We start from the raw sequence: 21,611 nt of genomic DNA on the forward strand, positions 1-21,611 counted from the left end.
AAGCTTCGCCCGGTTTTTGCGTTCGCCAACACAGCGGTTCCTCAACGTCCATGACCGCCTACCTCCTCAAGCGGCTCGCCATCGCCGTCGTCACGCTGGTTCTGGCCTCGATGGTGGTCTTTGCCGTGCTGGAGATCATTCCCGGCGACCCGGCGCGGCTGATGCTTGGCCTGAACGCCAGCGCCGACCAGATCGAATTGCTGCGCAACCAGATGGGTCTCAACGCTCCCGTCGTGCTGCGCTATCTGCATTGGGCCGGCGGCTTGCTGAGCCTCGATTTCGGCCGTTCCTACACCTATTCGGTACCGGTCATCGATCTGGTCCGTGAGCGCCTCGTCGTCTCGCTGCCGCTGGCACTGATGGCGCTGGCGCTGTCCACCGTCATTGCCATTCCGGTCGGACTGTTTTCCGCCAGCAGGCACGGCCGGGCCGGCGACACGATCGCGATGGGTGCCGCCCAGCTTGGCGTCGCCGTGCCCAATTTCTGGTTTGCGCTGATGCTGATTTATCTGTTCGCTGTCTGGCTGCGGCTGGTGCCGGGCGGCGGCTTTCCCGGCTGGAGCGCCGGCGTCTGGCCGGCACTGAAATCGCTGCTTCTGCCGGCGGTCGCCCTCGCTCTGCCACAGGCGGCGATCCTCGCCCGGGTCACCCGCTCGGCGCTGATCGAAGTGCTGAACGAGGACTACATCCGAACCGCCCGCGCCAAGGGCCTGCCCTATCGCCTTGTCTTGTGGCGGCATGCGCTGCGCAACGCCATGATCCCGGTGGTCACCATTCTAGGCCTGCAATTCGCTTTCCTGCTTGCCGGCACCATCATCATCGAGAACGTCTTCTACTTGCCCGGCCTCGGCCGGCTGGTGTTCCAGGCGATCACTCAGCGTGACCTGATCGTGGTCGAGAGCGTCGTCATGTTGCTGGTCGCCGCGGTCATAATCGTCAATTTCGTTGTCGATCTCTCCTATGCGGTGGTCGATCCGCGCCTGAGAGGCCGGCAATGACGCTGCACATCGACATCCCCGACGAGAACCTTGCCGGCATCCTGGCCAAGGCGTTTCGAAACCGTTCGTTCCTCGCCGGCTTCTTCATCACCGCACTGGTGGCGGCGGTCGCGATCATGTCCTTCTTCTGGACGCCTTACGATGTCACCAGGCTGGTCATTTCCGACAAGACCCAGGCGCCGTCGCTGGCGCACTGGTTCGGCACCGACCATTTCGGTCGCGACATCCTGTCGATGATCATGGTTGGCGCCCGCAACTCGATTGCCGTGGCGCTGGTGGCGGTCGGCATCGGCATGGGCGTCGGCGTACCGCTCGGCGCCTTTGCCGCGGCGCGCGGCGGCTTCGCCGACGACGTGCTGATGCGGTTGAACGATTTGGTCTTCGCCTTTCCGGCGCTGCTTTCGGCAATTATGATCACCGCCATCTTCGGGCCGGGCGCGTTCAACGCCATCATTGCCATTGGCATCTTCAACATCCCGGTGTTCGCGCGCGTCGCCCGGGCGGGCGCCCTGGCGATCTGGCCGCGCGAATTCATCCTCGCCGCCCGCGCCGCCGGCAAGAGCAGGACGCTGATCAGCATCGAACATGTGCTGCCCAACATCGCCACGCTGCTGCTGGTGCAAGGCACCATCCAGTTCGCGCTGGGCATACTGGCCGAAGCCGGGCTTTCCTATGTCGGGCTGGGCACCCAGCCGCCAATGCCGAGTTGGGGCCGCATGCTGTTTGACGCCCAGACCCGCATGGTGGTGTCGCCTTGGATGGCGATCTTTCCAGGCATGGCGATCGTCGTCACCGTGCTTGGCCTGAACCTGCTTGGCGACGGCATTGCCGACATTCTCGATCCGAAATCGCGGCGGCAGCGATGAGCCTGCTCGAAATCGAGAAGCTGTCGCTGACCATCGGCAGCACCCGTATCCTCAGAGACATCGAACTTTCCGTCGCGCCGGGCGAAGTGATGGGGCTGGTTGGCGAATCCGGCTCCGGCAAGTCGATGACAGCGCTCACGGTGATGCAGCTTCTGCCCTGGGCGGCGCATACCAGCGGACGCATCACCTTCGACGGCATCGACATCCTTGCCGCCAGCGAGGACCAGATGTGCGCGCTGCGCGGCGACGACATCGGCATGGTGTTCCAGGAGCCAATGACAGCGCTCAATCCGGTCAAAACCATCGGCGAGCAGGTCGCCGAGGGTATTCGCTGGCACACCAGGGCGAGCCGCGCCGACGCCGAGGAACGGGCGCGAAAAATGCTGGACCGGGTCGGCCTGCCGGCAGCACAATTCCCGCTCTCGCGTTATCCGCACGAACTCTCCGGCGGCCAGCGCCAGCGCGTCGTCATCGCCATCGCCTGTGCGCTGAAGCCCAAGCTGCTGATTGCCGACGAGCCGACGACCGCGCTCGACGTGGTGCTGCAGGCGCAGATTCTCGACCTGCTGCGCGACCTCGTAGCGGAAAACCGCATGGGTCTTCTGCTGATCTCGCACGACCTCGCAGTGGTGACCGAGATGGCGGACCGCATCATCATCCTGCGCCATGGCGAGGTGATGGAGGCCGGCGATACCGCGCGCACGCTGTCCGAACAGCTTCATCCCTACACGCGACAGCTGGCGCAGGCCTCCATGCATGTGCCGGCGCGGGCCCGCGCACATGACAGCGGATCGGCCAAACCGCTGCTTCAGGTAGAGAACGTAACGCGGGATTATCCGGGACGGCGCACATCCCTGTTGAAACGCGCGGCTCCAATCCGCGCCGTCGACGATGTCTCGTTCTCGATGGCGCCCGGCCAGTCGGTGGCGCTCGTCGGCCGTTCCGGCTGCGGCAAGTCGACGCTCGCCCGCATGGTCCTGGCGCTGGACGGGCCGACATCGGGAGCGATCCGCTTCCGCGGCGATACCCTCACCGGCAAGAGCGAGGCGGAGCTGAAGCCGGCACGGCGCGACATGCAGGTCGTGTTCCAGGACCCGTACGGTTCGTTCGACCCACGCCAGAAGGTCGAGGGATTGGTGGCCGAGCCGCTGCATGTGCTGGAGAAGAAGCCGGTGCCCGCCGCGCGACGCGAGATGGTGGCGCATGCGCTACACGAGGTCGGCCTCTCACCAGGCGACATGGACAAGTATCCGCATGAGTTTTCGGGTGGCCAGCGTCAGCGCCTTTCGATCGCCCGCGCCATCATCATGCGGCCGAAGCTGGTCGTCGCCGACGAGCCGGTCTCGGCGCTCGATGTCTCGATCCGCGCCCAGATCCTCGACCTGTTCGCCGACCTCAACCAGAAGCTCGGCATCGCCTATCTGTTCATCACCCATGATCTGACCGTCGCCCGCGCCATCACCGACGAAGTGATGGTCATGCATGACGGCAAGATCGTCGAGCGCGGCAGGACGAGCGACGTGCTCGACCACCCGCAATCCGCAGCGGCCAAGGCGTTGGTCGCCGCCGCTCCAGATTTGCACCGGGCGATCGCGAAACGACTGCAGGAACAAGGGTGAGCGGCGACCGTTAGCCTTGCGGCTTGACCACATCGGCAGGGCTGATTTCAAGCAGGTCGAGGGTGCGGCGTAGCAGCTGCATCTCACTCCCGGCAAGTTGCGAATCGGCCTTGGCGATTTCCGCCATGTGGCGGGCGAGCAGCTTGCGCCGCTCGACATCGAGGTCGCGGAATTGCGCGATGGCCTGGGAGCCGTTGGTCTCGTAGCCGAATTCGTTGAGGTATTCGATGACGCTGTCGACGCTGGTTTCGGGAATGCCGAAGGCGTCCCGGCAGATACGCCTGAAGGCGGTCATTTCGCTTTCGCTGATCGAACCATCGGCCAGGATCATGCGGAACAGCATCAGTAGCTCCGCCGACAGCACCGGATCGTCCGCCACCTTGCGCACGCCGGGGTCGCCGTCGAAAATCGAGCGTATCTGGTCCAGCAATCCCATCGCCATCAGCCCCTTCCGATTCGTTCGGAAGGTAGCGCGGAATCGGCCTGGCGCAAACGGGGGTGCGCGTTCTGGAGCCGCCTGTTTTCTCGCCGGAAAGCTGCCGGCCAATCCGGCAAGCCGCTGCGCTCATTGGTGTGTGACCGTGCGACTGATACTATGCCGCTGTACGAATCATGTTGAGGAGGGACGGACATGAATCTCAGTGCACCTACCCAGCTTATTTTTATCATATCCCTTGTCATCGCCATCATCGGCGTTCTCGCCGCGCTTGGCGTTCTTGCGTTTATCCCTTTGCCTTCCGTGTGGATTGTCGTCATCGCCTACATCGTGCTGGCCGCCGGCTGTCTGATGCGCGGCGCTTAAACACGTCCAGACAATTCGGAATCTCAGGCAACTCGGAGCGCCCGGCCAAAAAGCCGGGCGCTTTTGATTCTGCAGAATGGTCTGTTAGAATCCCTGGACCAGGGAAAGCACATGCCCACCAGCGAAGACGGCGGCCGCCACGACAGCCCGGAGCTCGATCGGTTCGAGATGGTGCGGCGCGCGCCGAGCCATCGGCTTCAGGGGGCCGTCACTGACATGTGCGGCTTTCGCGAAACCATGCCAGGCCATTTCCGCGCGATCGAATATGCCTCGCTGACCGTGCCGCTGGTCATCAGCTTTGCCGAACCCTTTGCCATCGGGCTCGGCAGGAACCCCAGCGACAATGACCGCTTCGCCAGTTTTGCCGCCGGCCTTTATGCCGGGCCGGTGGTGATCGAATCCTTCGGCGGCGCCTGCTGTGTGCAGATCAATTTCACTCCGCTCGGCGCTCGTCGCTTCTTCGCCGCCCGATGAGCGAACTGACCGACCGCATGGTCGGCCTGGATGACGTGCTCGGCGTCGAAGGCATCGCGCTTCGCGAAAGGCTTGGCAATGCGCCGGATTGGAGCTCACGCTTTGCCATCGCCGAGGCCTTCGTCGGCGATCGGTTGGCAACCGCAGACCGCACTCAGGCCGAAATGGTCTGGGCCTATGAGAAGATCGTCTCGACGCGTGGGCGGACCCGCATCTCGACGCTGGCCGAAAAGCTTGGCTGGAGCCGCAAGCATCTTGCCGGAAAATTTTCGGACGCAGTCGGCACCGGCCCAAAAACGCTGTCGCGCATCGTCCGTTTCAACCATGCGCTTGGCCTGTCGAGACAGGCCAACAGTGATTGGGCCGACATCGCCGCCGACTGCGGCTATGCCGACCAGGCGCATCTGGTGCGCGAGTTCCGCGACCTCGCAGGCGTCACGCCGACCACTGTCGCCGCGAGGTAACATTTCTTCAAGACGCGCAACCAGCCTTCGCCCAGACTGGGTTGATCGACCAACCCGCTGAAGGAGATCAGTCATGCCGAACATCACCGAGCCACCGCGGTTTTATCCGGCGCTGCGCTACAGGAATGCCGGCAGGATGATCGATTGGCTGTGCGAGGCCTTCGGCTTCAGCGTTCGCGCCCGCTATGGCGAAGGCGACGTGGTGCACCATGCCGAACTCGCTTTCGGCTCCTCGATCATCATGCTCGGCACGGCCCGCGACGATGCCTATGGCAAGATGGTCGGCGCGCCCGGTTCGGGCGGTGGCAAGTCGATCTACGTTGCGGTCGCTGACGCAGATGCGGCATACGCGCGGGCAAAGACCGCTGGCGCCCAGATTCTGGAAGAACTCACCGACCGCGACTATGGCAGCCGCGAATTCATCTGCCGCGATCCGGAAGGCAATGTCTGGTCGTTCGGCACCTACTGGCCGAAGGCTGACGAAGCTGCCAGCTAACGCGCCAGCCCAAAAATCGCGTCGCAGTCGAGGTGGGTTTCCAGCTCGGCGGCGATCTCGTCCAGTGCCCGTTCGACCTCGGCGCGGTAGTCGATGCCGCCGCCCTTGACGCCGAGGCTTTCGAGGAATTTCGCCCGGAAGGCATCGGCGGAAAACAGCCCGTGCATATAGGTGCCCAGCACCTTGCCGTCGGCCGAGATAGCGCCGTCATCGATGCCGTTGATAACGGCGGACGGCCGCAGCGTGTCCGGACCGGTGGTGCGGCCGAGATGGATCTCGTAGCCCTCGAGCGGCAGATCGAACGGCACCGAGCGCGCGCTGACATTGCGCACCGTCTTTTCCGGCTCCATCACCGTTTGGACGTCGAGCAGCCCGAGACCTTGCGTCTCAGTAACGCTGCCCTCGATACCATCGGGATCGCGCACGACATGGCCGAGCATCTGGAAGCCGCCGCAGATGCCGACGATATGGCCACCGCTTTTCCTATGCGCGGCAAGGTCGCGGTCCCAGCCGTTCTCGCGAAATTTCAGGAGATCGCCGATCGTCGACTTCGAGCCGGGAATGACCACCAGCCCTGCATCCTGCGGCAGGCGCTGGCCAGGCGGCACGAACACCACCTCGACCTGCGGTTCGGCCTTGAGCGGGTCGAGATCGTCGAAATTGGCGATGCGCGAAAGCACCGGCACGGCGATCTTCAGCGCGCGCTTCTCACCGGACGCCAACCGTTCGAGCACGACGGAGTCTTCCGACGGCAGCCGCGCCGCCGCCTTCAGCCACGGCACCACGCCAAAGCAGCGCCAGCCGGTGAATTTTTCGATCGCCTCGATGCCATCGTCGAACAGCGAGACATCGCCGCGGAACTTGTTGATGAGATAGCCGACGATCATGCGCCGGTCCTCGTCCGGCAGGATCAGGTGGGTGCCGGCGACCGAGGCGATGACGCCACCGCGATCGATATCGCCGACCAGGATCACCGGCACGCCGGCGCGCGTCGCAAAGCCCATATTGGCAATGTCGCGGCTCCTGAGGTTGATCTCGGCCGGCGATCCCGCGCCTTCGACAATGACCAGGTCCGCGCCCTCGCCGACCGTCGCCCAGGAGTCCAGCACCGCATCCATCAGCCGGCCCTTCAGCGCCTGATAGTCGCGCGCCCGCGCCTCGCCGAACACCTTGCCCTGTACGACGACTTGAGCGCCGACATCGGTTTGCGGCTTGAGGAGCACCGGGTTCATGTGGATGGTCGGCGCCACGCCGCAGGCGATCGCCTGCAGCCATTGGGCGCGGCCGATCTCACCGCCGCCTGAAACGCCTGGAATATCGGCGACAGCGGCGTTGTTCGACATGTTCTGCGGCTTGAACGGCCGCACTTTCAAGCCGCGCTTCTTCGCCGCGCGGCAGAGGCCGGCGACGAGCACCGTCTTGCCGACATCGGAACCCGTGCCCTGCAGCATGATCGCCTTGGCCATATCAGTCCCTGCCCTGCGCAACGGTTGCGGTGATCGTCGACTTGGCTGCCAGTGGCCCGCCGCGCCAGAGATAGAGCGCCAGCAGCGGCTCCTTGCCGGTGCGCATGGCGTGGCTGACGCCAGAGGCATGGTGGATCACCTCGCCCGGCGCTCGAAGGCGAAAACCGCCATCGCCCATGCGCCATTCGGTGCCGCCGGTCAGCGGGATGTAGATCTCCTCCGCGACATGGTGGTGATCGGGGTAGACGATGTCGGGTCCAAGGATCAGCAGGCCGGCCGCGACCTCTTCATTGACGAAATGGCCGCGCGTACCGAACACCTCCAGCCAGCCGTAATTGTCGATGAAAACCTTGCCGAAATCCGCTTCGCCATAGGTCTGGCCCCAGCGCAGATCGCCGCGACGCTCCGCAACCAGCCGCGCCAGCGGCCTGGCCGCAGCGGGAGCGAGTTCGACGATACGGTCGAGCTGGACGAGACAAGGCAGTGCATGCGGTTCGAGCGGCCGGCTTGGCATATCCCAGCCGATCCGGGCCACGGCGTCGCGCACCAGCGCAGCATCGAACGTCTGGAGATAGGCATGGAAGCATCCAAGCAGTTCGTCGAATTTTGTCGTCACACTTTGCTCCAAAGCGCATTCGCGCACAGCGGCTGCGCAGACGGGTCGGGTTGCGCGGCGGCATCATTGGTCTAGATTGGGCGGCGCGCAAAGCCAAAAACGACAGGCCAGCAGGCCGGAAACGTCAGGGAGCACGCCATGGACGCCGCTGTCGATGCTGGCACCGGCCAGTTCGAACTCAACGAGGACCAGCGCGCCATCCAGGAGATGGCCGAGGCCTTCGCCGCCGACCGTGTGGCGCCGAACGCACTCGACTGGGATCGCAACAAGTATTTCCCCGCCGACGTGATCCGCGAGACGGGCCCGCTCGGCCTTGGAGGCATATATGTCCGCGAGGATGTCGGCGGCTCGGGGCTCGGCCGGCTCGACGCCGTGCTGATCTTCGAGGCGCTTTCGCGGGCCGATCCGGCGTTTTCCGCCTTCATCTCTATCCACAATATGGCGGCATCGATGATCGACCGCTTCGGCAGCGACGAACAGCGCCGGCGCTTCCTGCCGAAGCTGACCTCAATGGAATGGCTGGCAAGCTATTGCCTGACCGAACCCGGCTCGGGCTCGGATGCGGCGGCGCTGAAGACGCGCGCGACAAAGAGCGGCGGCGACTATGTGCTGAACGGCGCCAAGCAGTTTATCTCCGGTGCTGGCGACAGCGACCTCTATGTCGTCATGGCGCGCACCGGCGCCGACGGGCCGAAAGGCGTTTCCACCTTCGTCGTGCCGAACGATGCGCCGGGCCTTTCTTTCGGCGCCAACGAGCACAAGATGGGCTGGCACATGCAGTCGACGCGCCAGGTCGTCTTCGAGGACTGCAAGGTGCCGGCGGAAAACCTTCTGTCGGCAGAAGGCGCCGGCTTCGGCATCGCCATGGCCGGGCTCGACGGCGGCCGGTTGAACATCGCCGCCTGCTCGCTCGGGGGCGCGCAATCGGCACTCGACAAGGCGCTCGCTTACACGGCCGAGCGCAAGGCTTTCGGCTCGAAGATCAACCAGTTCCAGGCGCTGCAGTTCAAGCTTGCGGACATGGAGACCGAATTGCAGGCAGCGCGCGTCTTCCTCTACACCGCCGCCTCGAAGCTCGACCGCAACACGCCGGATGCCTCAAAATGGTCGGCGATGGCGAAGCGCTTCGTCACCGACACCGGCTTCAATGTCGCCAACGACGCCCTGCAGCTGCACGGCGGCTATGGTTATCTGCACGATTACGGCATCGAGAAGCTGGTGCGCGACCTGCGTGTCCACCAGATCCTCGAAGGCACCAACGAGATCATGCGCGTCATTATCGCACGCGCGCTGATTGGACGGTAGAGAATTTAGTGAGTAGTGAGTAGTGAGTAGTGAGTAGTTAATAGTGAATGGGTGAATAACTCATATAGAACACGACTAACCCATGATCCCTGATGACTATTCACTATTCACTATTCAATATTCACCACCCCACCCACGGAGCGCCATCATGACCACCATCGCCTTCATCGGCCTCGGCAATATGGGCAATCCGATGGCCGCCAACCTGGTCAAGGCCGGTTATGCCGTGCACGGCTTCGACCTGGTGCCGGAGAACCTCGTCATCGCCAGGGAACACGGCGTCGTCATCATGGCCAACGCCGTTGCGGCGGTGAAAGACGCCGATGCGGTCATCACCATGCTGCCAGCCGGTAAGCATGTTCTGTCGGTTTACGCAGACATAGTGTCCAAGGCAAAAAAAGGCGCGCTGTTCATCGATTCCTCGACCATCGATGTCGAGTCGGCTCGAAAGGCCCATACCATCGCCGCCAAGCACGGGTTGCTGTCGATCGACGCGCCAGTCTCCGGCGGCACGGGCGGTGCGGCGGCCGGCACGCTGACCTTCATGGCCGGCGGTTCGAAGGATGCCTTCGCCAAGGCCGAACCAATCCTCAAGCCGATGGCCGGCCGCATAGTTCATTGCGGCGACGACGGCGCCGGACAGGCGGCGAAGATCTGCAACAACATGATTTTGGGCATTTCGATGATCGGTGTTGCCGAGGCCTTCGTGCTGGCGGAAAAGCTCGGCCTGTCGCACCAGGCGCTGTTCGACGTCGCCTCGACCTCGTCCGGCCAGTGCTGGTCGCTGACCACCTATTGCCCGGTGCCCGGCCCGGTGCCGACATCGCCCGCCAACAATGGCTATAAGCCTGGCTTCGCGGCGGCACTGATGCTGAAGGACTTGAAACTGTCGCAGGAGGCCGCACAGAGCGTCGGTGCAGCAACGCCGCTCGGCGCCGAGGCAGCTCAGCTCTATGCGCTGTTCAACGCACAAGGGAATGCCGGTGCGGATTTTTCCGGCATCATTAATTTCCTCCGTGGTAACCCGGCGTAAGCTCCAAGTTCACAGGTTTTCGATCTGCCCAAAGCGGAAAGTCGGCAAATTTAGGTTTGCTTAAGCTCTTGCTAACCCTGCAGTAACGATATGCGTTTAAAACGGATTGCGAGGCGGACATCCGCCCGGCGCTCCGGATCAGGTCTCGCGTACCGGAGCCCGTAAGTTTCGCCTTCAGTTTCGCAAGTGTATTGTTGGCGAAGCGCCGTGCGTATCTGGCAAAGCCGCGTTCCGATGGAGCGCGGTTTTTGCGTTTCGCTTCCTCGCCCGGCAAGCGCTCGGTCGATCGCCGGGCGCCCGACATGGAGCGCCCGGCGGTCGTTCACCGCTTGCGCAGATCTGCTTCGGCCAGATCGAGCGCCCCGGCGATACGATCGCAGGCCATGTCGATCGTCTCGCGCGTCCAGATCAGCGGCGGCGACAGGATCATCGTGTCGCCGGTGGCGCGTAGCATCATGCCCTGGGCAATTGCGTGGTCGCGAACGGTCACCGCCGCGTTGCCGGCCGGCAGGAAGCGCTCCTTGGTTGCCTTGTCCTTGACGATCTCGATCGCTCCCATCAGCCCGAACGAGCGCACCTCGCCGACCAGATCGTGCCCGCCGAGACGTTCCTGCAAAGCCCTGGCGAAGTAAGGCCCGGTGTCGTTCCTGACGCGCTCGACCAGCCCCTCGCGCTCGATGATCTCGAGGTTCTTCAGCGCCACCGCGCAGGCCACCGGGTGCCCGGCATAGGTGTAGCCGTGATAGAATTCGCCGCCCTTTTCGACCAGCGTCGCCGCGATGCGGTCGCCGACCAGCAGCGCCGACAGCGGCTGATAGCCAGAGGTGAGCGCCTTGGCCGTGGTGATGGTGTCGGGCTCGACATCGAAGGCTTGTGCCGCGAACCACTCGCCGGTGCGGCCGTAGCCGGTGATGACCTCGTCCAGCATAAGCAGGACGTCGTATTTGCGGCAGATGCACTGCACTTCCGGCCAATAGCTCATCGGCGGGATCTTCACCCCGCCTGCCCCCATCACCGGTTCGCCGATGAAGGCGGCCACCTTGTCGGCGCCAGCTTCGAGGATCGCGTCCTCGACCGCTTTTGCCGCGCGCAGGCCGAAATCATGGTCGCTTTCGCCGGGCAGTGCGAGCTCATAGGCATAGGGCATCATTACATGGACGATGTTGGGCACGGCGCCGCCGAGCTGCTTGTGCATCAAATCCATGCCGCCGAGCGAGGCGCCGGCGATGGTCGAGCCGTGATAGCCCATCTTGCGCGAGATGATGCGGTTCTTCTCCGGTTTGCCTTCCAGCACCCAATAGTGACGGACCAGGCGCAGCGCCGTGTCGTTGGCCTCCGAACCGGATGAGCCGTAGAACACCTGGTTGATGTGCCTTGGCGCGATCTCCGCCAGCTTTTTCGACAGCAGAACCGGCGTCGGCGTCGAGCATTTGAAGAAGGAGTTGTAGTAGGGCAATTCCTTCATCTGGGCGTAGGCGGCGTCGGCCAGCTCGTCGCGGCCATAGCCGACATTGACGCACCACAGCCCTGCCATGCCGTCGAGGATTTCCGTCCCTTCGGAATTGTAGATGAACGGCCCGTTGGCGCGAGTGATGATCCGCGAGCCGGTCTCGCGCATCTCTTTGTGGTCGGTGAACGGATGAAGGTGATGCGCGGCATCGATCTGCTGAAGCTGCTTCAGCGAATAATTCTGGTAGGTCATGTCTGATCTTTCCTCTTGAACCAATCCGGCAGCTTTTGCGCCGGGGCGGATTCGTCAGAGGACAGCGGGCGGCGAATAGCCGATGCGGGCGCACAGCCGCAACAGCTCGGCGCGAAGCGTGCGCGGCGACGGCGTCACCGCGACCCCAAATGCGCAACCCGATTTCGCCAGCCGAGCCATGCATGTACCTTAGGCTGCCTCGAGCCCTCAGTTCAAGCCGTGCCGGTCAAGCGACGCCGGTCAATTGGTGCCAGTCAATTGGTGCCAGTCAGGGCCCGCTGCAGGAAGACGTACTTCATTGCCGCCTGTGCGGCCTGCGGCCGCCGATCGCCGCGTCCGCCATGGCCGCCCTCGGTCTCCTCGAAGAACAGCGTCTTGCCGTGGCCGGCCGCCTGCAGCCGTGCCGCCATTTTGCGCGCATGCCCGGGATGGACGCGATCGTCGGCGGTCGAGGTCATCAGCAACACCGGCGGATAGGCTGCGTCCGTGTCTACATGCTGGTAGGGCGAATAGGCGGCGAGCCAGGCTGCCTCTTCCGGCTTCGCCGGATCGCCATACTCGGCCATCCATGACGCGCCGGGCGGCAGTTCGGTGTAGCGCAGCATATCGAGCAGCGGCACGTCGATGATCACTGCGCCGAACAATTCCGGTTGCTGGGTCAGCGAGACGCCGGTCAGCAAGCCACCATTCGATCCGCCCTGGATGCCCAGCGTGGCGGGCGTAGCGATGCCGCGTTTGACCAGATCTTGCGCCACCGCGGCGAAGTCGTCGAAGGCATTCTGGCGATTGGCCTTGAGCGCGGCCTGATGCCAGTTCGGGCCGAACTCGCCGCCGCCGCGGATGTTGGCCTGCACATAGGCATAGCCTTCTCCAGCCACAGCCTGCCGCGCACGCCGGCATAGCCGGGCAGCAGCGGCACTTCGAAGCCGCCATAGCCGTAAAGCAATGTCGGCACGGGTCCATGCAGGTCGCGCCTCCTGACGACGAAGTACGGGATCATCGTGCCATCCTTCGAGCGCGCTTCGAACTGGTCGGAGACCAGCGACGACGCATCGAAACGCGCCGGCTGCGACTTCACCGTTGCCAGGCCCGCGGCGTTGTCGTCCGACCAGATGATCGAGCTCGGCGTCAGGAAATCGGTGAAGGAGAAGGAGACGCTGGAACCGAAATGCTCGGCATGGCTGATGCCGACATTGCCGTTTTCGGGCAAAGCCACGGGCTTGAACTCCCAGCCGCTGTCGCTGCGCTTGCCGGCGACGACCTTGCCGCGCACATTGTCCATCAAATTGATGAACAGCCGGTCCTGCGTGCGGGCAATACCGGCGATCGAGACACGGTGCGCCGGCTCGAGCACGGTATCGAGGGATCCGAATAGCCCGGTTTCGATCCAGCGCTCGAAATCGAGTGAATACAGCCCGTCGGGCTTGCACAGCGTGCCGTCCGGCGCCATCCATGGGGTACGCACGCCGAAGACAAGCTGGCCCTTGAACAGCGCTGTATCGGTGACGTCGTCCGGCAGCGGGATGCGCCTGTTTTCGCCCGATGGCAGCCGCAGGAAACTGTGCGAGGCGAAGAAGTCGATGGTCCGGGCGAGGAAGACATGACGCTTGTCGCCGTCGAATTCGACGGACCCGCCGGCGGCAAGATCCTGCTTCAGCGCCTCGAAGATCGGCGTCGCCGCTTCCAGTGGCGTGCCGCGCCGCCAAAGCTTGACCACGCGCGGATAACCGGACTGGGTCGTGTCGTCCTCCTCGAAAGCGGCGGAAACGATAACCGTGTCCTCGTCCAGCCAGCTAAAGCTCGACTTCGAGGCAGGAGCGCGAAAGCCGCCATCGACGAACGATCTGCTTTCGATATCGAATTCGCGCATCTCGCTGGCATCGCCGCCATCCGGCGACAGGTTGAGCAGGCAGCGGCTGAAGTCGGGGTAGAGCCGACTGGCGCCGCTGAACACCCATTTCACCCCCTCTTGCGCCGCCAGATTATCGAAGTCGATGATTGTCTGCCATTCCGGCTTATCGGTCTTGTAGGAGGCGACCGTGGTGCGCCGCCAGAGGCCGAGTAGGTTCGTCCGGTCCTGCCAGAAATTATAGACATAGCCGTTGATAGCGGCTCCGACGGCGATGTTATCCTCGGCCGTCATCAGGTCGAGCGCCGTCTCGAACGACGTCTGATAGGACGGATCACCCTGCAGCTCCCCGACGGTGATCGCATTTTGGCGATGCACCCAGTCGAGCGCCTGCTTGCCCCTCCTGTCCTCCAGCCAGAGAAACGGGTCTTCGGCCGCCGAACCCGGCTGGCCCTTGGTATTCGATTTGGTCATGAGGTCTCCGGTTGAGTCGGGCGGCGGCATAGCCAAGATCGACATGGGGCCGCTTATATTCAAGTCGTTCGTCAGAAACGGCGGCTTTCTGGCATTCACGCCATCCGTCTTCGAATGACCGTTACAACTGCCAGCGCCAGGCAAATGGCACCGAACGTCATTGGCAGGCCGCCGGCGCCAACAACATCCATGGCGCTGCCCGCCAGCGGCGGTACGGCGATGCCGCCGATGCCCCACATCAAAGAGAAGGCGGCATTGCCGGCGACCAGTGCCGAGCCGGTGAACCGCTCGCCGAGCTCGATGATCGACATCGTGTAGATACCGTACGAAACCGCACCCCAGACGAAGACGCACGGCCAGATCAGCGGCGTCTCGATGAGAACCGGCAGCAGCGCGCATCCCAGCACCGTCATCGAAACACAGATGAACCGCACCAGCCGCGCTGTCAGTCGTTCCGCCAACAAGCCGAGCGGCACCTGCATAGCGATATTGCCGGCGATCATCACTGACAGCAGCGCCGACATGCGCGCTTCCGCAATGCCATAATGTGTTCCGTAGACCGGCAGCAAGGCGAGCACCGCCTGTTCGAAACCGGCGGCCACAATCACCGCCGATAACAGCAGCCACGCCTGCGGCACGAACCCCAGCACCGAAACCCGGTGCCCGCTCTCGTCGACCTTGGGCAGCCGTGCCAGCACCGAGGCGAGGCAGGCGCCGCAAAACAGGAATGCGCCGATGCCGACCAGAAACGGCGGCCATCCCACGGTGCCGACCGCAAGCAGGCACAGCGGCCCCGCCGCAAAGCCCGCCGAAATGATGGTCGAATAGATGCCCATGACGCGGCCGCGGCGTGCCGGCGGGGCCAGTGCGATCACCCAGACTTCGCTCAGCACGTAGAGCGGGTTGGTGACGGCGCCGATCAAAAAACGCAGCGGAAACCACAGATAGACATTTTGGGTCCAGCCGATCAGCGCCAGCACCAGCGCGGAAAGTGCCGCGCACGTAAGCGCGGTGCGCCCTGCCCCGAAACGCCGCGCCAGCGCCGGAACCAGCGGCGACGAGACGATGAAGCCGATCGGCGTCATTGCCGCCGACAGGCCGATTATGGCCGGCGAGACGGCCTGGCGCTGCAGGATGAAGCTCAACAGCGGATAGCTCAGCCCTTGCGCGATGGCGAACACCGAGACGGTGGCGATCACGCCGGTGATCGCCGCCCATTGCGCTATTTCGCCGCTGCTTTGTTCCGCCCGGTCCATGATGCAGGATTAGCGTTTCGGTTCCGTCGCGGTAAGCACCGGCAACGAAAACCGCTTGCGCCAGCCGGAACGCGATCAAGAGGCTGGCGATCCCGCCGGCTGCCCCCAGGGCATGTCGCTTCCCTCGCCCTAGTGGTCGCCGCCTCCGCAATGGCCGGACGGCCGGCGGTCCATTATGCCGCCGCATTGCCGCAGCGTACGAGGACTATCATGACCGCCGCCCTTCAGCCCGCCGAACCGGCACTGGCAAACGACCGCGCCCGTCGCGGCGGCCGCGCGGGGAAGCGTGCCGGCGGCTCGACGGTGTTTGAGCAGCCGCCGTTTCGGCAGTTGAAGAACCCGCTGACGCCGACCCGGCTGGTTTCCGACGACGAGCTGGAATCAATTCACCTCGCCTCTCTGCGCGTGCTGCGGGAAATCGGCGTCGACGTGCTGCATGACGAAGCCCGGCGCATCATGAAGGCGCATGGCGCCGATGTCCGCGAGGGCAGTGAGCGGGTGCGCTTCGACAGCGACATGATCCTGGAACTGGTTGCCCATTGCCCGCCGGAATTCACCATCCACGCCCGCAACCCGGCGCACAATGTGCGCTTTGGTGGCGATAATCTGATCATCTCGATGATGGCGTCGGCACCCAATTGCTCAGACGTCGACCGCGGCCGTCGGCCAGGCAACCAGCAGGACTACCGCAACTTCCTCAAGCTTGCGCAGATGCACAACATATTGAACTGCACGGGCGGGTACCCGGTCGAGCCGATCGACATCCATCCGTCCGTGCGCCACCTCGAATGCATCCGTGACCTCGCCACGCTGACCGACAAGATGTTCCACATCTATTCGCTCGGTAAGGAGCGCAACGTCGACGGCATCGAGATCACCAGGATCGCGCGCGGCATCAGCCATGAGCAGTTGCTCGCAGAGCCGTCGGTATTCACCATCATCAACACCAATTCGCCGCTCAAGCTCGACGTGCCGATGATGGAAGGTATCATCCAGATGTCGAGCAAGGGCCAGGTGGTCATCGTGACGCCCTTCACCCTGTCCGGCGCCATGGCGCCGGTGACGATTGCCGGCGCGCTGGTGCAACAGAATGCCGAGGCGCTGTCCGGCATCGCCTTTGCGCAGATGGTGCGCAAGGGCGCGCCTGTCGGCTACGGCGGCTTCACCTCGAATGTCGATATGAAGTCCGGCGCGCCGGCCTTCGGCACGCCGGAATATATGAAGGCGCAGCTGGTCGGCGGGCAGCTCGCCCGCCGCTACAACATCCCCTACCGCACCTCCAACACCTGCGCCGCTAACACGGTCGACGCGCAAGCCGCCTATGAAAGCGTGTTCTCGCTGTGGGGCGCCATTCAGGGTGGCGGCAATCTGATGATGCATGCGGCCGGCTGGCTCGAAGGCGGCCTGCGCTGTTCCTACGAAAAGACCATCCTCGATATAGACCTGTTGCAGATGGTCGCCGAGTTCCTGACGCCGCTCGATCTTTCCGAGGAAGCGCTCGGTTTCGACGCCATCCAGTCGGTCGGCCCCGGCGGCCATTTCTTCGGCACCCAGCACACGCAGGACCGCTACAAGACCGCGTTTTACGCGCCAATCATTTCCGACTGGCGCAATTTCGAGAGTTGGGTTGAGGCCGGATCGCCGACCGCACTCGAAAAGGCCAATCGCGTATGGAAGGAACGGCTGGCGTCCTATGAAGAGCCTTATATGGACCCGGCAATCCGCGAGGAGCTCAACGCTTTCGTCGACAAGCGCCGGGCCGAAGGCGGCGCGCCGACCGATTTCTGATCATCTGATGAGTAGTCGACCCCCACTCCGTCTTGATGGCAGGCTGGCCGAAAACATCGCTGTATTCGACCTCCGCTTTGTTTTCGCGCCCCGCTCACTCGATTCAATCTCTTCAAAAACGGAACTATCTTCATGAAATCTCATGCAAAAGCGGTTGTCATCGGCGGCGGGGTCGTTGGCTGCTCGGTGCTCTATCATCTGGCCAAGGCTGGCTGGACCGACATCCTGCTGATCGAGCGTTCGGAGCTCACCTCCGGCTCGTCCTGGCATGCGGCGGGCGGCTTCCATACGCTGAACGGCGATCCCAACGTCGCGAAGCTGCAGGCCTATACGGTGCAGCTTTACAAGGAGATCGAGGAGATTTCCGGCCAATCCTGCTCGCTGCACCTGACCGGCGGCGTGATGATGGCCGACACGCCCGAGCGCATGGACTTCTTGCGGCTCGCCCACGCCAAGGGCCGCTATCTCGGCATGGACACAGAACTGATCACGCCGTCCGAGGCGAAGGCGATGTTCCCGCTGATGGACGAGACGAATTTCGTCGGCGCCATGTGGGATCCGGTCGAGGGCCATCTCGATCCTTCAGGCACCACCCACGCCTATGCCAAGGCCGCCAGGAAGCTGGGCGCCGAGATCGTGCTGCGCAACCGCGTCGTCGAACTGACGCAGGAGGTCGACGGCACCTGGAACGTCGTCACCGAGCAAGGCACGGTCAAAGCCGAGCATGTCGTCAACTGCGGCGGCCTGTGGGCGCGTGAGATCGGTCGCATGGTCGGCGTCGAACTGCCGGTGCTGGCCATGGAGCACATGTATCTCCTGACCGAGCAGATGCCGGAGGTCGAGGAATTCAACAAGTCGACCGGCCGCGAGATGATCGGCGTGCTCGATTTCAAGGGCGAGATCTATACCCGCCAGGAGCGCAACGGCATCCTGCTCGGCACCTATGAAAAGGCCTGCAAGCCGTGGTCGCCGGTCAACACGCCGTGGGATTTCGGCCACGAGCTGCTGCAGCCCGACATCGACCGCATCGCGCCGTCGCTCGAGATCGGCTTCAAGCATTTCCCCGGCATCGAGAAGGCCGGCATCAAGCAGATCATCAATGGTCCCTTCACCTTCGCGCTGGACGGCAACCCGCTGGTCGGCCCGGTGCAGGGCCTGACCAATTTCTGGTGCGCCTGCGCCGTCATGGCCGGCTTCAGCCAGGGTGGCGGCGTCGGTCTCGCACTGTCCAACTGGATGGTCCATGGCGATCCGGGCTTCGACGTCTGGGGCATGGACGTGGCCCGCTTCGGCGAATGGGCAACGCTGCGCTACACCAACGCAAAGGTGCGCGAAAACTATTCGCGCCGTTTCTCCATCCGCTTTCCCAACGAGGAATTGCCGGCGGCAAGACCAGCGCAGACAACCCCGCTCTACGACACGATGCTCGCCAACAACGCCGTCATGGGCGATAGCTGGGGGCTCGAAACCCCGCTCTGGTTCGCGCCGAAAGGCTCTGAGCCGAAGGACATCGTGTCCTTCCACCGTTCCAATGATTTTGGCCCGATCGGCGAGGAAGTGCGAGCCACCCGCGAGAGGGTCGGCGTCACCGAGATCGCCAACTTCGCCAAATACGAAGTCTCCGGACCAGGGGCCGAGGATTTCCTCAACCGGCTGATGACCAATCGCATGCCAAAGACCGGCCGCATCGTGCTGACGCCGATGCTGAACGAGTTCGGCCGGCTGATCGGCGACTTCACCATCGCCAAGGCGGGCGAAGAACGCTTCATGATCTGGGGTTCTTCGGCAGCGCAGAAATACCACATGCGCTGGTTCGAGAAGCATCTGCCCAAGGACGGCCCAAGGGCGTCAGAGGTGCGCATCCACCGCTTCGACCAGACGCTGGTCGGCCTCTCCATCGCCGGGCCGAAATCGCGTGACCTGCTGCAGAAACTGGTCGATGTCGACATCTCGACCAAGGCCTTCCGCTTCATGGATTTCCGCGAGATGGCGGTCGGCGGCGCGCCCTGCATGGTCAACCGCATCACCTACACCGGCGACCTCGGCTATGAGATCTGGATGGCGCCCGCCTACCAGCGCCTGGTCTACAAGGCGATCAAGGAGGCTGGCGAAGAGTTTGGCCTTATCGATTTCGGCATGCGGGCTTTGCTCTCGATGCGCCTTGAGAAGAACTTCCCGACCTGGTTCCGCGAGCTACGTCCAATCTACGGACCATTCGAAGGCTCGATGGACCGCTTCATCAAGCTGGAGAAGAACGATTTCATCGGCCGGGAGGCGGCAGCCAGGGAACAGGCGGCAGGGCCGAAGCTGCGCCGCGTTTCCTTCATCGTCGATGCCGCGGATGCCGACGTCATGGGCGACGAGCCGATCTGGGCCAAAGTCGGCGGCAAGGATTACGGCACGGTGGAAAAGCCGCATGGCTACGGTGCACCGCGCTTCGACGCGGGCGGCAAGGAAGTGCGCGGCTCGAACGCCGCCGAAGGCGCGTCTGCCGTGCGCGGCATTGTCGACGGCGACTGGCGCGTGGTCGGCTGGGTCACCTCCGGCGGCTATGCGCATTATGTCGAGAAGTCGATGGCGCAAGGCTATGTACCGGCAGCGCTTGCCGAGAACGAGAGCGCCGGCCTGTTCGAGATCGAAATCCTTGGCCACCGGCGTCCCGCACGCATCAATGTCGAACCGCCGTTCGATCCGAGCGGCGAAAAGATGAGGACGTAGGCGCAGCCAGCCGGTCGCATTGTGCGGAGCATGCTCTTCATGCTAGCGCAGCCGGCAACACTCTGCTGGCAAGGGCGATGAGATTTCATTGAAGTACAATCTGAGATGGGCCGAGTGGCTGGCCGAGGGACGGATCGGCCCGTTCCCGGCGGCGATCGTCATGGTCGCGGCTTACTTCGCCTTGCAGACCATCATACTGTCCCTGTTGAGCTCTTGGGCGGGAACCGGCGTCGGCATCGATGATGCGGAGCAGCTGATCTATATACCGTATCTCTGGGCTGGATATGGCGGCTCGCAACCACCCCTCTACACCTGGATCAACTGGCTGGCCGCGCATGTTTTCGGCACCAGTATCTTCACGCTGAAGCTCGTCAAATACTCCGTGCTGTTCCTCGCCGCCTGCAGCGTGTTCGCCGCCATGCGGCGGTTTGGCTACACCAAAGCGACAGCGGCGGCGGCCATGTTCGGCCTGTTTACGATCCCGCAGATCGTCTGGGAATCGCAGCGCGCCTTGTCGCATTCCGTCGCCGTCGTCGCCTTCTGCTCGCTGCTCCTGCTTGCCATGGCCTATCTTCTCGAGCGGCGAAGCATGGTCGCCTATGCGGCGTTTGGCTTGGCCACGGCGGCCGCAATTCTTGCCAAATATAATGATGTCTTCCTCGTGGTGGCCCTTGTTGCTGCAGTGCTGTCGCTGCGCGAATGGCGCAGCGTAATCCTCGATCCGAAGTTCGCCATCAGCATAGCGGTCGCGATACTGGTGCTGGCGCCAACCACCTATTGGAGCCTCATGCATCCCGCCGATTTATTGTCGAGAGGCGAGAAGTTCGGAATAGACTCGCAACGAGGGCGCATGGCGGCGGCTTTTGTCGGTGCCGGCAAGTTTATCATGGGAACCTTCAATTTCGCGGTCTTGCCGGTGCTCGTTTCCGCGCTGGCTTTCGGGCTGGCCGGGTTTCGTTTCTCCGAGTGGCACCCGAAAGGTCCGCCTCGGGAAATTCTGTTGCGGCGTACCTTGGCGCTCGGCCTGGCCATGCTTGCAATACTGGTACTGGCCACCGGCGTGACGGTGGTCAAAGACCGTTGGCTGCTACCGGTCCTGTTCATGTTGCCGCTGGCCATCGTCGCCACTATGGAACGGCTGGCACCGCACGGCAGGAATGCGCAGCTCCTGGTAATCGCGGCTGGAGCGATCATCGCCGTGCTCCTCGCGCCCGCCACCTGGTACGTCCAGATAAACGGGACCAGTGGTCTGTCGCGGATGATCCGCGTGGATTACCCCGCCCTCTATCGCCAACTGACTGCGGACGGACCGGTCAAAACCGCAATATCTGATGGTGCATGGGTCGGAAACCTGCGGCTGGTCGACGAAAAACTGGTCGCACTTGACCAGGAAGTGCCTAATTTCGAAATGCTGATGCAGGAGCCGGCCGTACTCGTCTGGCTTGACCGCGACGATCCGCGTCCGGTCATTTTGGAGCAGCTCAAAGCGGCCGGCTATGAGCCGGACGGCCAGCCGCGGCAAATGATGGTTCCGCTGTTGCGTGGAACCGACAAGTCCACCCGTCCCGGCGCCTATGTAAGATTGAAGAGAATGGCGGTGGGAGGAGCCACAGCGCCAAAAGAAAGCGTTAGCGGAGGAGCCGAGGGTGGACAGGAACCCGACTGACCGGCCCCGTCATCACCGC

15 protein-coding genes and 2 pseudogenes are annotated in these 21,611 nt (G+C 63.5%); 11 read left to right on the forward strand and 6 right to left on the reverse strand.

Features of this window, described 5'->3' with window-relative positions:
- Positions 1–50: 50 nt before the first annotated feature.
- Genes NKJ13_RS07295 through NKJ13_RS07305 form a run of 3 tightly spaced genes read left to right on the forward strand, consistent with a single transcriptional unit; the run spans position 51 to position 3,483 of the window.
- A complete protein-coding gene (locus tag NKJ13_RS07295; RefSeq protein WP_352777471.1) occupies positions 51–998 on the forward strand; it encodes an ABC transporter permease in 948 nt (315 codons plus the stop codon).
- On the forward strand, positions 995–1,864 hold the full coding sequence (locus tag NKJ13_RS07300) for an ABC transporter permease (RefSeq protein WP_352777473.1): 870 nt from the start codon (positions 995–997) through the stop codon (positions 1,862–1,864). Before NKJ13_RS07295 ends, NKJ13_RS07300 begins: the two co-directional genes overlap by 4 nt.
- Positions 1,861–3,483 carry an ABC transporter ATP-binding protein gene (locus tag NKJ13_RS07305; RefSeq protein WP_352777474.1) on the forward strand — a complete coding sequence of 541 codons (1,623 nt, stop codon included), beginning with the start codon at positions 1,861–1,863 and terminating at the stop codon, positions 3,481–3,483. Before NKJ13_RS07300 ends, NKJ13_RS07305 begins: the two co-directional genes overlap by 4 nt.
- Positions 3,484–3,493: 10 nt before the next feature.
- Here NKJ13_RS07305 and NKJ13_RS07310 read toward each other — a convergent pair whose 3' ends face one another.
- A complete protein-coding gene (locus NKJ13_RS07310; RefSeq protein ID WP_352777476.1) occupies positions 3,494–3,925 on the reverse strand; it encodes a tellurite resistance TerB family protein in 432 nt (143 codons plus the stop codon).
- Between the two features lie 189 nt (positions 3,926–4,114).
- On the opposite strand from NKJ13_RS07310, the gene NKJ13_RS07315 reads away from it, so the two are divergent.
- The 3 genes and pseudogenes from NKJ13_RS07315 (at position 4,115) to NKJ13_RS07325 (ending at position 5,719) form a co-directional block, all read left to right on the forward strand.
- Complete coding sequence (locus NKJ13_RS07315; RefSeq protein WP_352777477.1) at positions 4,115–4,285, forward strand: hypothetical protein; 171 nt, start codon at positions 4,115–4,117, stop codon at positions 4,283–4,285.
- Positions 4,286–4,396: 111 nt separating this feature from the next.
- Positions 4,397–5,223: pseudogene (locus NKJ13_RS07320) on the forward strand (helix-turn-helix domain-containing protein).
- A 73-nt stretch (positions 5,224–5,296) separates the two neighbouring features.
- Positions 5,297–5,719: a VOC family protein gene (locus tag NKJ13_RS07325; protein ID WP_352777478.1), complete on the forward strand. Its 423-nt coding sequence runs from the start codon at positions 5,297–5,299 to the stop codon at positions 5,717–5,719.
- Here NKJ13_RS07325 and NKJ13_RS07330 read toward each other — a convergent pair.
- Together NKJ13_RS07330 and NKJ13_RS07335 are read right to left on the reverse strand one after the other, a co-directional pair.
- A complete protein-coding gene (locus NKJ13_RS07330; protein WP_352777479.1) occupies positions 5,716–7,185 on the reverse strand; it encodes a cobyric acid synthase in 1,470 nt (489 codons plus the stop codon). The genes NKJ13_RS07325 and NKJ13_RS07330 overlap by 4 nt on opposite strands.
- 1 nt (position 7,186) lies before the next feature.
- Positions 7,187–7,801 carry a dimethylsulfonioproprionate lyase family protein gene (locus NKJ13_RS07335; RefSeq protein ID WP_352777482.1) on the reverse strand — a complete coding sequence of 205 codons (615 nt, stop codon included), beginning with the start codon at positions 7,799–7,801 and terminating at the stop codon, positions 7,187–7,189.
- Between the two features lie 138 nt (positions 7,802–7,939).
- On the opposite strand from NKJ13_RS07335, the gene NKJ13_RS07340 reads away from it, so the two are divergent.
- Both NKJ13_RS07340 and mmsB read left to right on the forward strand, forming a co-directional pair.
- Positions 7,940–9,106, forward strand: coding sequence for an isobutyryl-CoA dehydrogenase (locus tag NKJ13_RS07340; protein ID WP_352777484.1), 1,167 nt, complete (start codon positions 7,940–7,942; stop codon positions 9,104–9,106).
- Between the two features lie 148 nt (positions 9,107–9,254).
- Entirely contained in the window at positions 9,255–10,139 is an 885-nt protein-coding gene (mmsB, locus tag NKJ13_RS07345) for a 3-hydroxyisobutyrate dehydrogenase (RefSeq protein WP_352477621.1), read from the forward strand.
- Between the two features lie 322 nt (positions 10,140–10,461).
- Here the strand turns inward: mmsB and NKJ13_RS07350 are convergent, their stop codons facing one another.
- From NKJ13_RS07350 to NKJ13_RS07360, 3 genes and pseudogenes are all read right to left on the reverse strand, one after another.
- Positions 10,462–11,841, reverse strand: a complete 1,380-nt coding sequence (locus tag NKJ13_RS07350) for an aspartate aminotransferase family protein (protein ID WP_352777486.1) — start codon at positions 11,839–11,841, stop codon at positions 10,462–10,464.
- Positions 11,842–12,095: 254 nt separating this feature from the next.
- Positions 12,096–14,164, reverse strand: a pseudogene (locus NKJ13_RS07355) (prolyl oligopeptidase family serine peptidase).
- A gap of 95 nt (positions 14,165–14,259) precedes the next feature.
- The gene (locus NKJ13_RS07360; RefSeq protein ID WP_352777489.1) at positions 14,260–15,420 is read right to left on the reverse strand and encodes an MFS transporter; all 1,161 of its coding nucleotides are present in this window, start codon (positions 15,418–15,420) and stop codon (positions 14,260–14,262) included.
- A 210-nt stretch (positions 15,421–15,630) separates the two neighbouring features.
- Between NKJ13_RS07360 and NKJ13_RS07365 the strand changes: the two genes are divergently transcribed.
- From NKJ13_RS07365 to NKJ13_RS07375, 3 genes are all read left to right on the forward strand, one after another.
- Positions 15,631–17,208: a trimethylamine methyltransferase family protein gene (locus tag NKJ13_RS07365; RefSeq protein WP_352706019.1), complete on the forward strand. Its 1,578-nt coding sequence runs from the start codon at positions 15,631–15,633 to the stop codon at positions 17,206–17,208.
- Positions 17,209–17,340: 132 nt separating this feature from the next.
- Positions 17,341–19,926 (forward strand): GcvT family protein, encoded by a 2,586-nt coding sequence (locus NKJ13_RS07370; RefSeq protein ID WP_352737202.1) that lies wholly within the window; start codon positions 17,341–17,343, stop codon positions 19,924–19,926.
- A gap of 88 nt (positions 19,927–20,014) precedes the next feature.
- Positions 20,015–21,592 carry an ArnT family glycosyltransferase gene (locus NKJ13_RS07375; RefSeq protein ID WP_352737203.1) on the forward strand — a complete coding sequence of 526 codons (1,578 nt, stop codon included), beginning with the start codon at positions 20,015–20,017 and terminating at the stop codon, positions 21,590–21,592.
- Positions 21,593–21,611 lie beyond the last annotated feature (19 nt).

Source organism: Mesorhizobium sp. M0174, assembly GCF_040322275.1.
Taxonomy (GTDB): domain Bacteria; phylum Pseudomonadota; class Alphaproteobacteria; order Rhizobiales; family Rhizobiaceae; genus Mesorhizobium.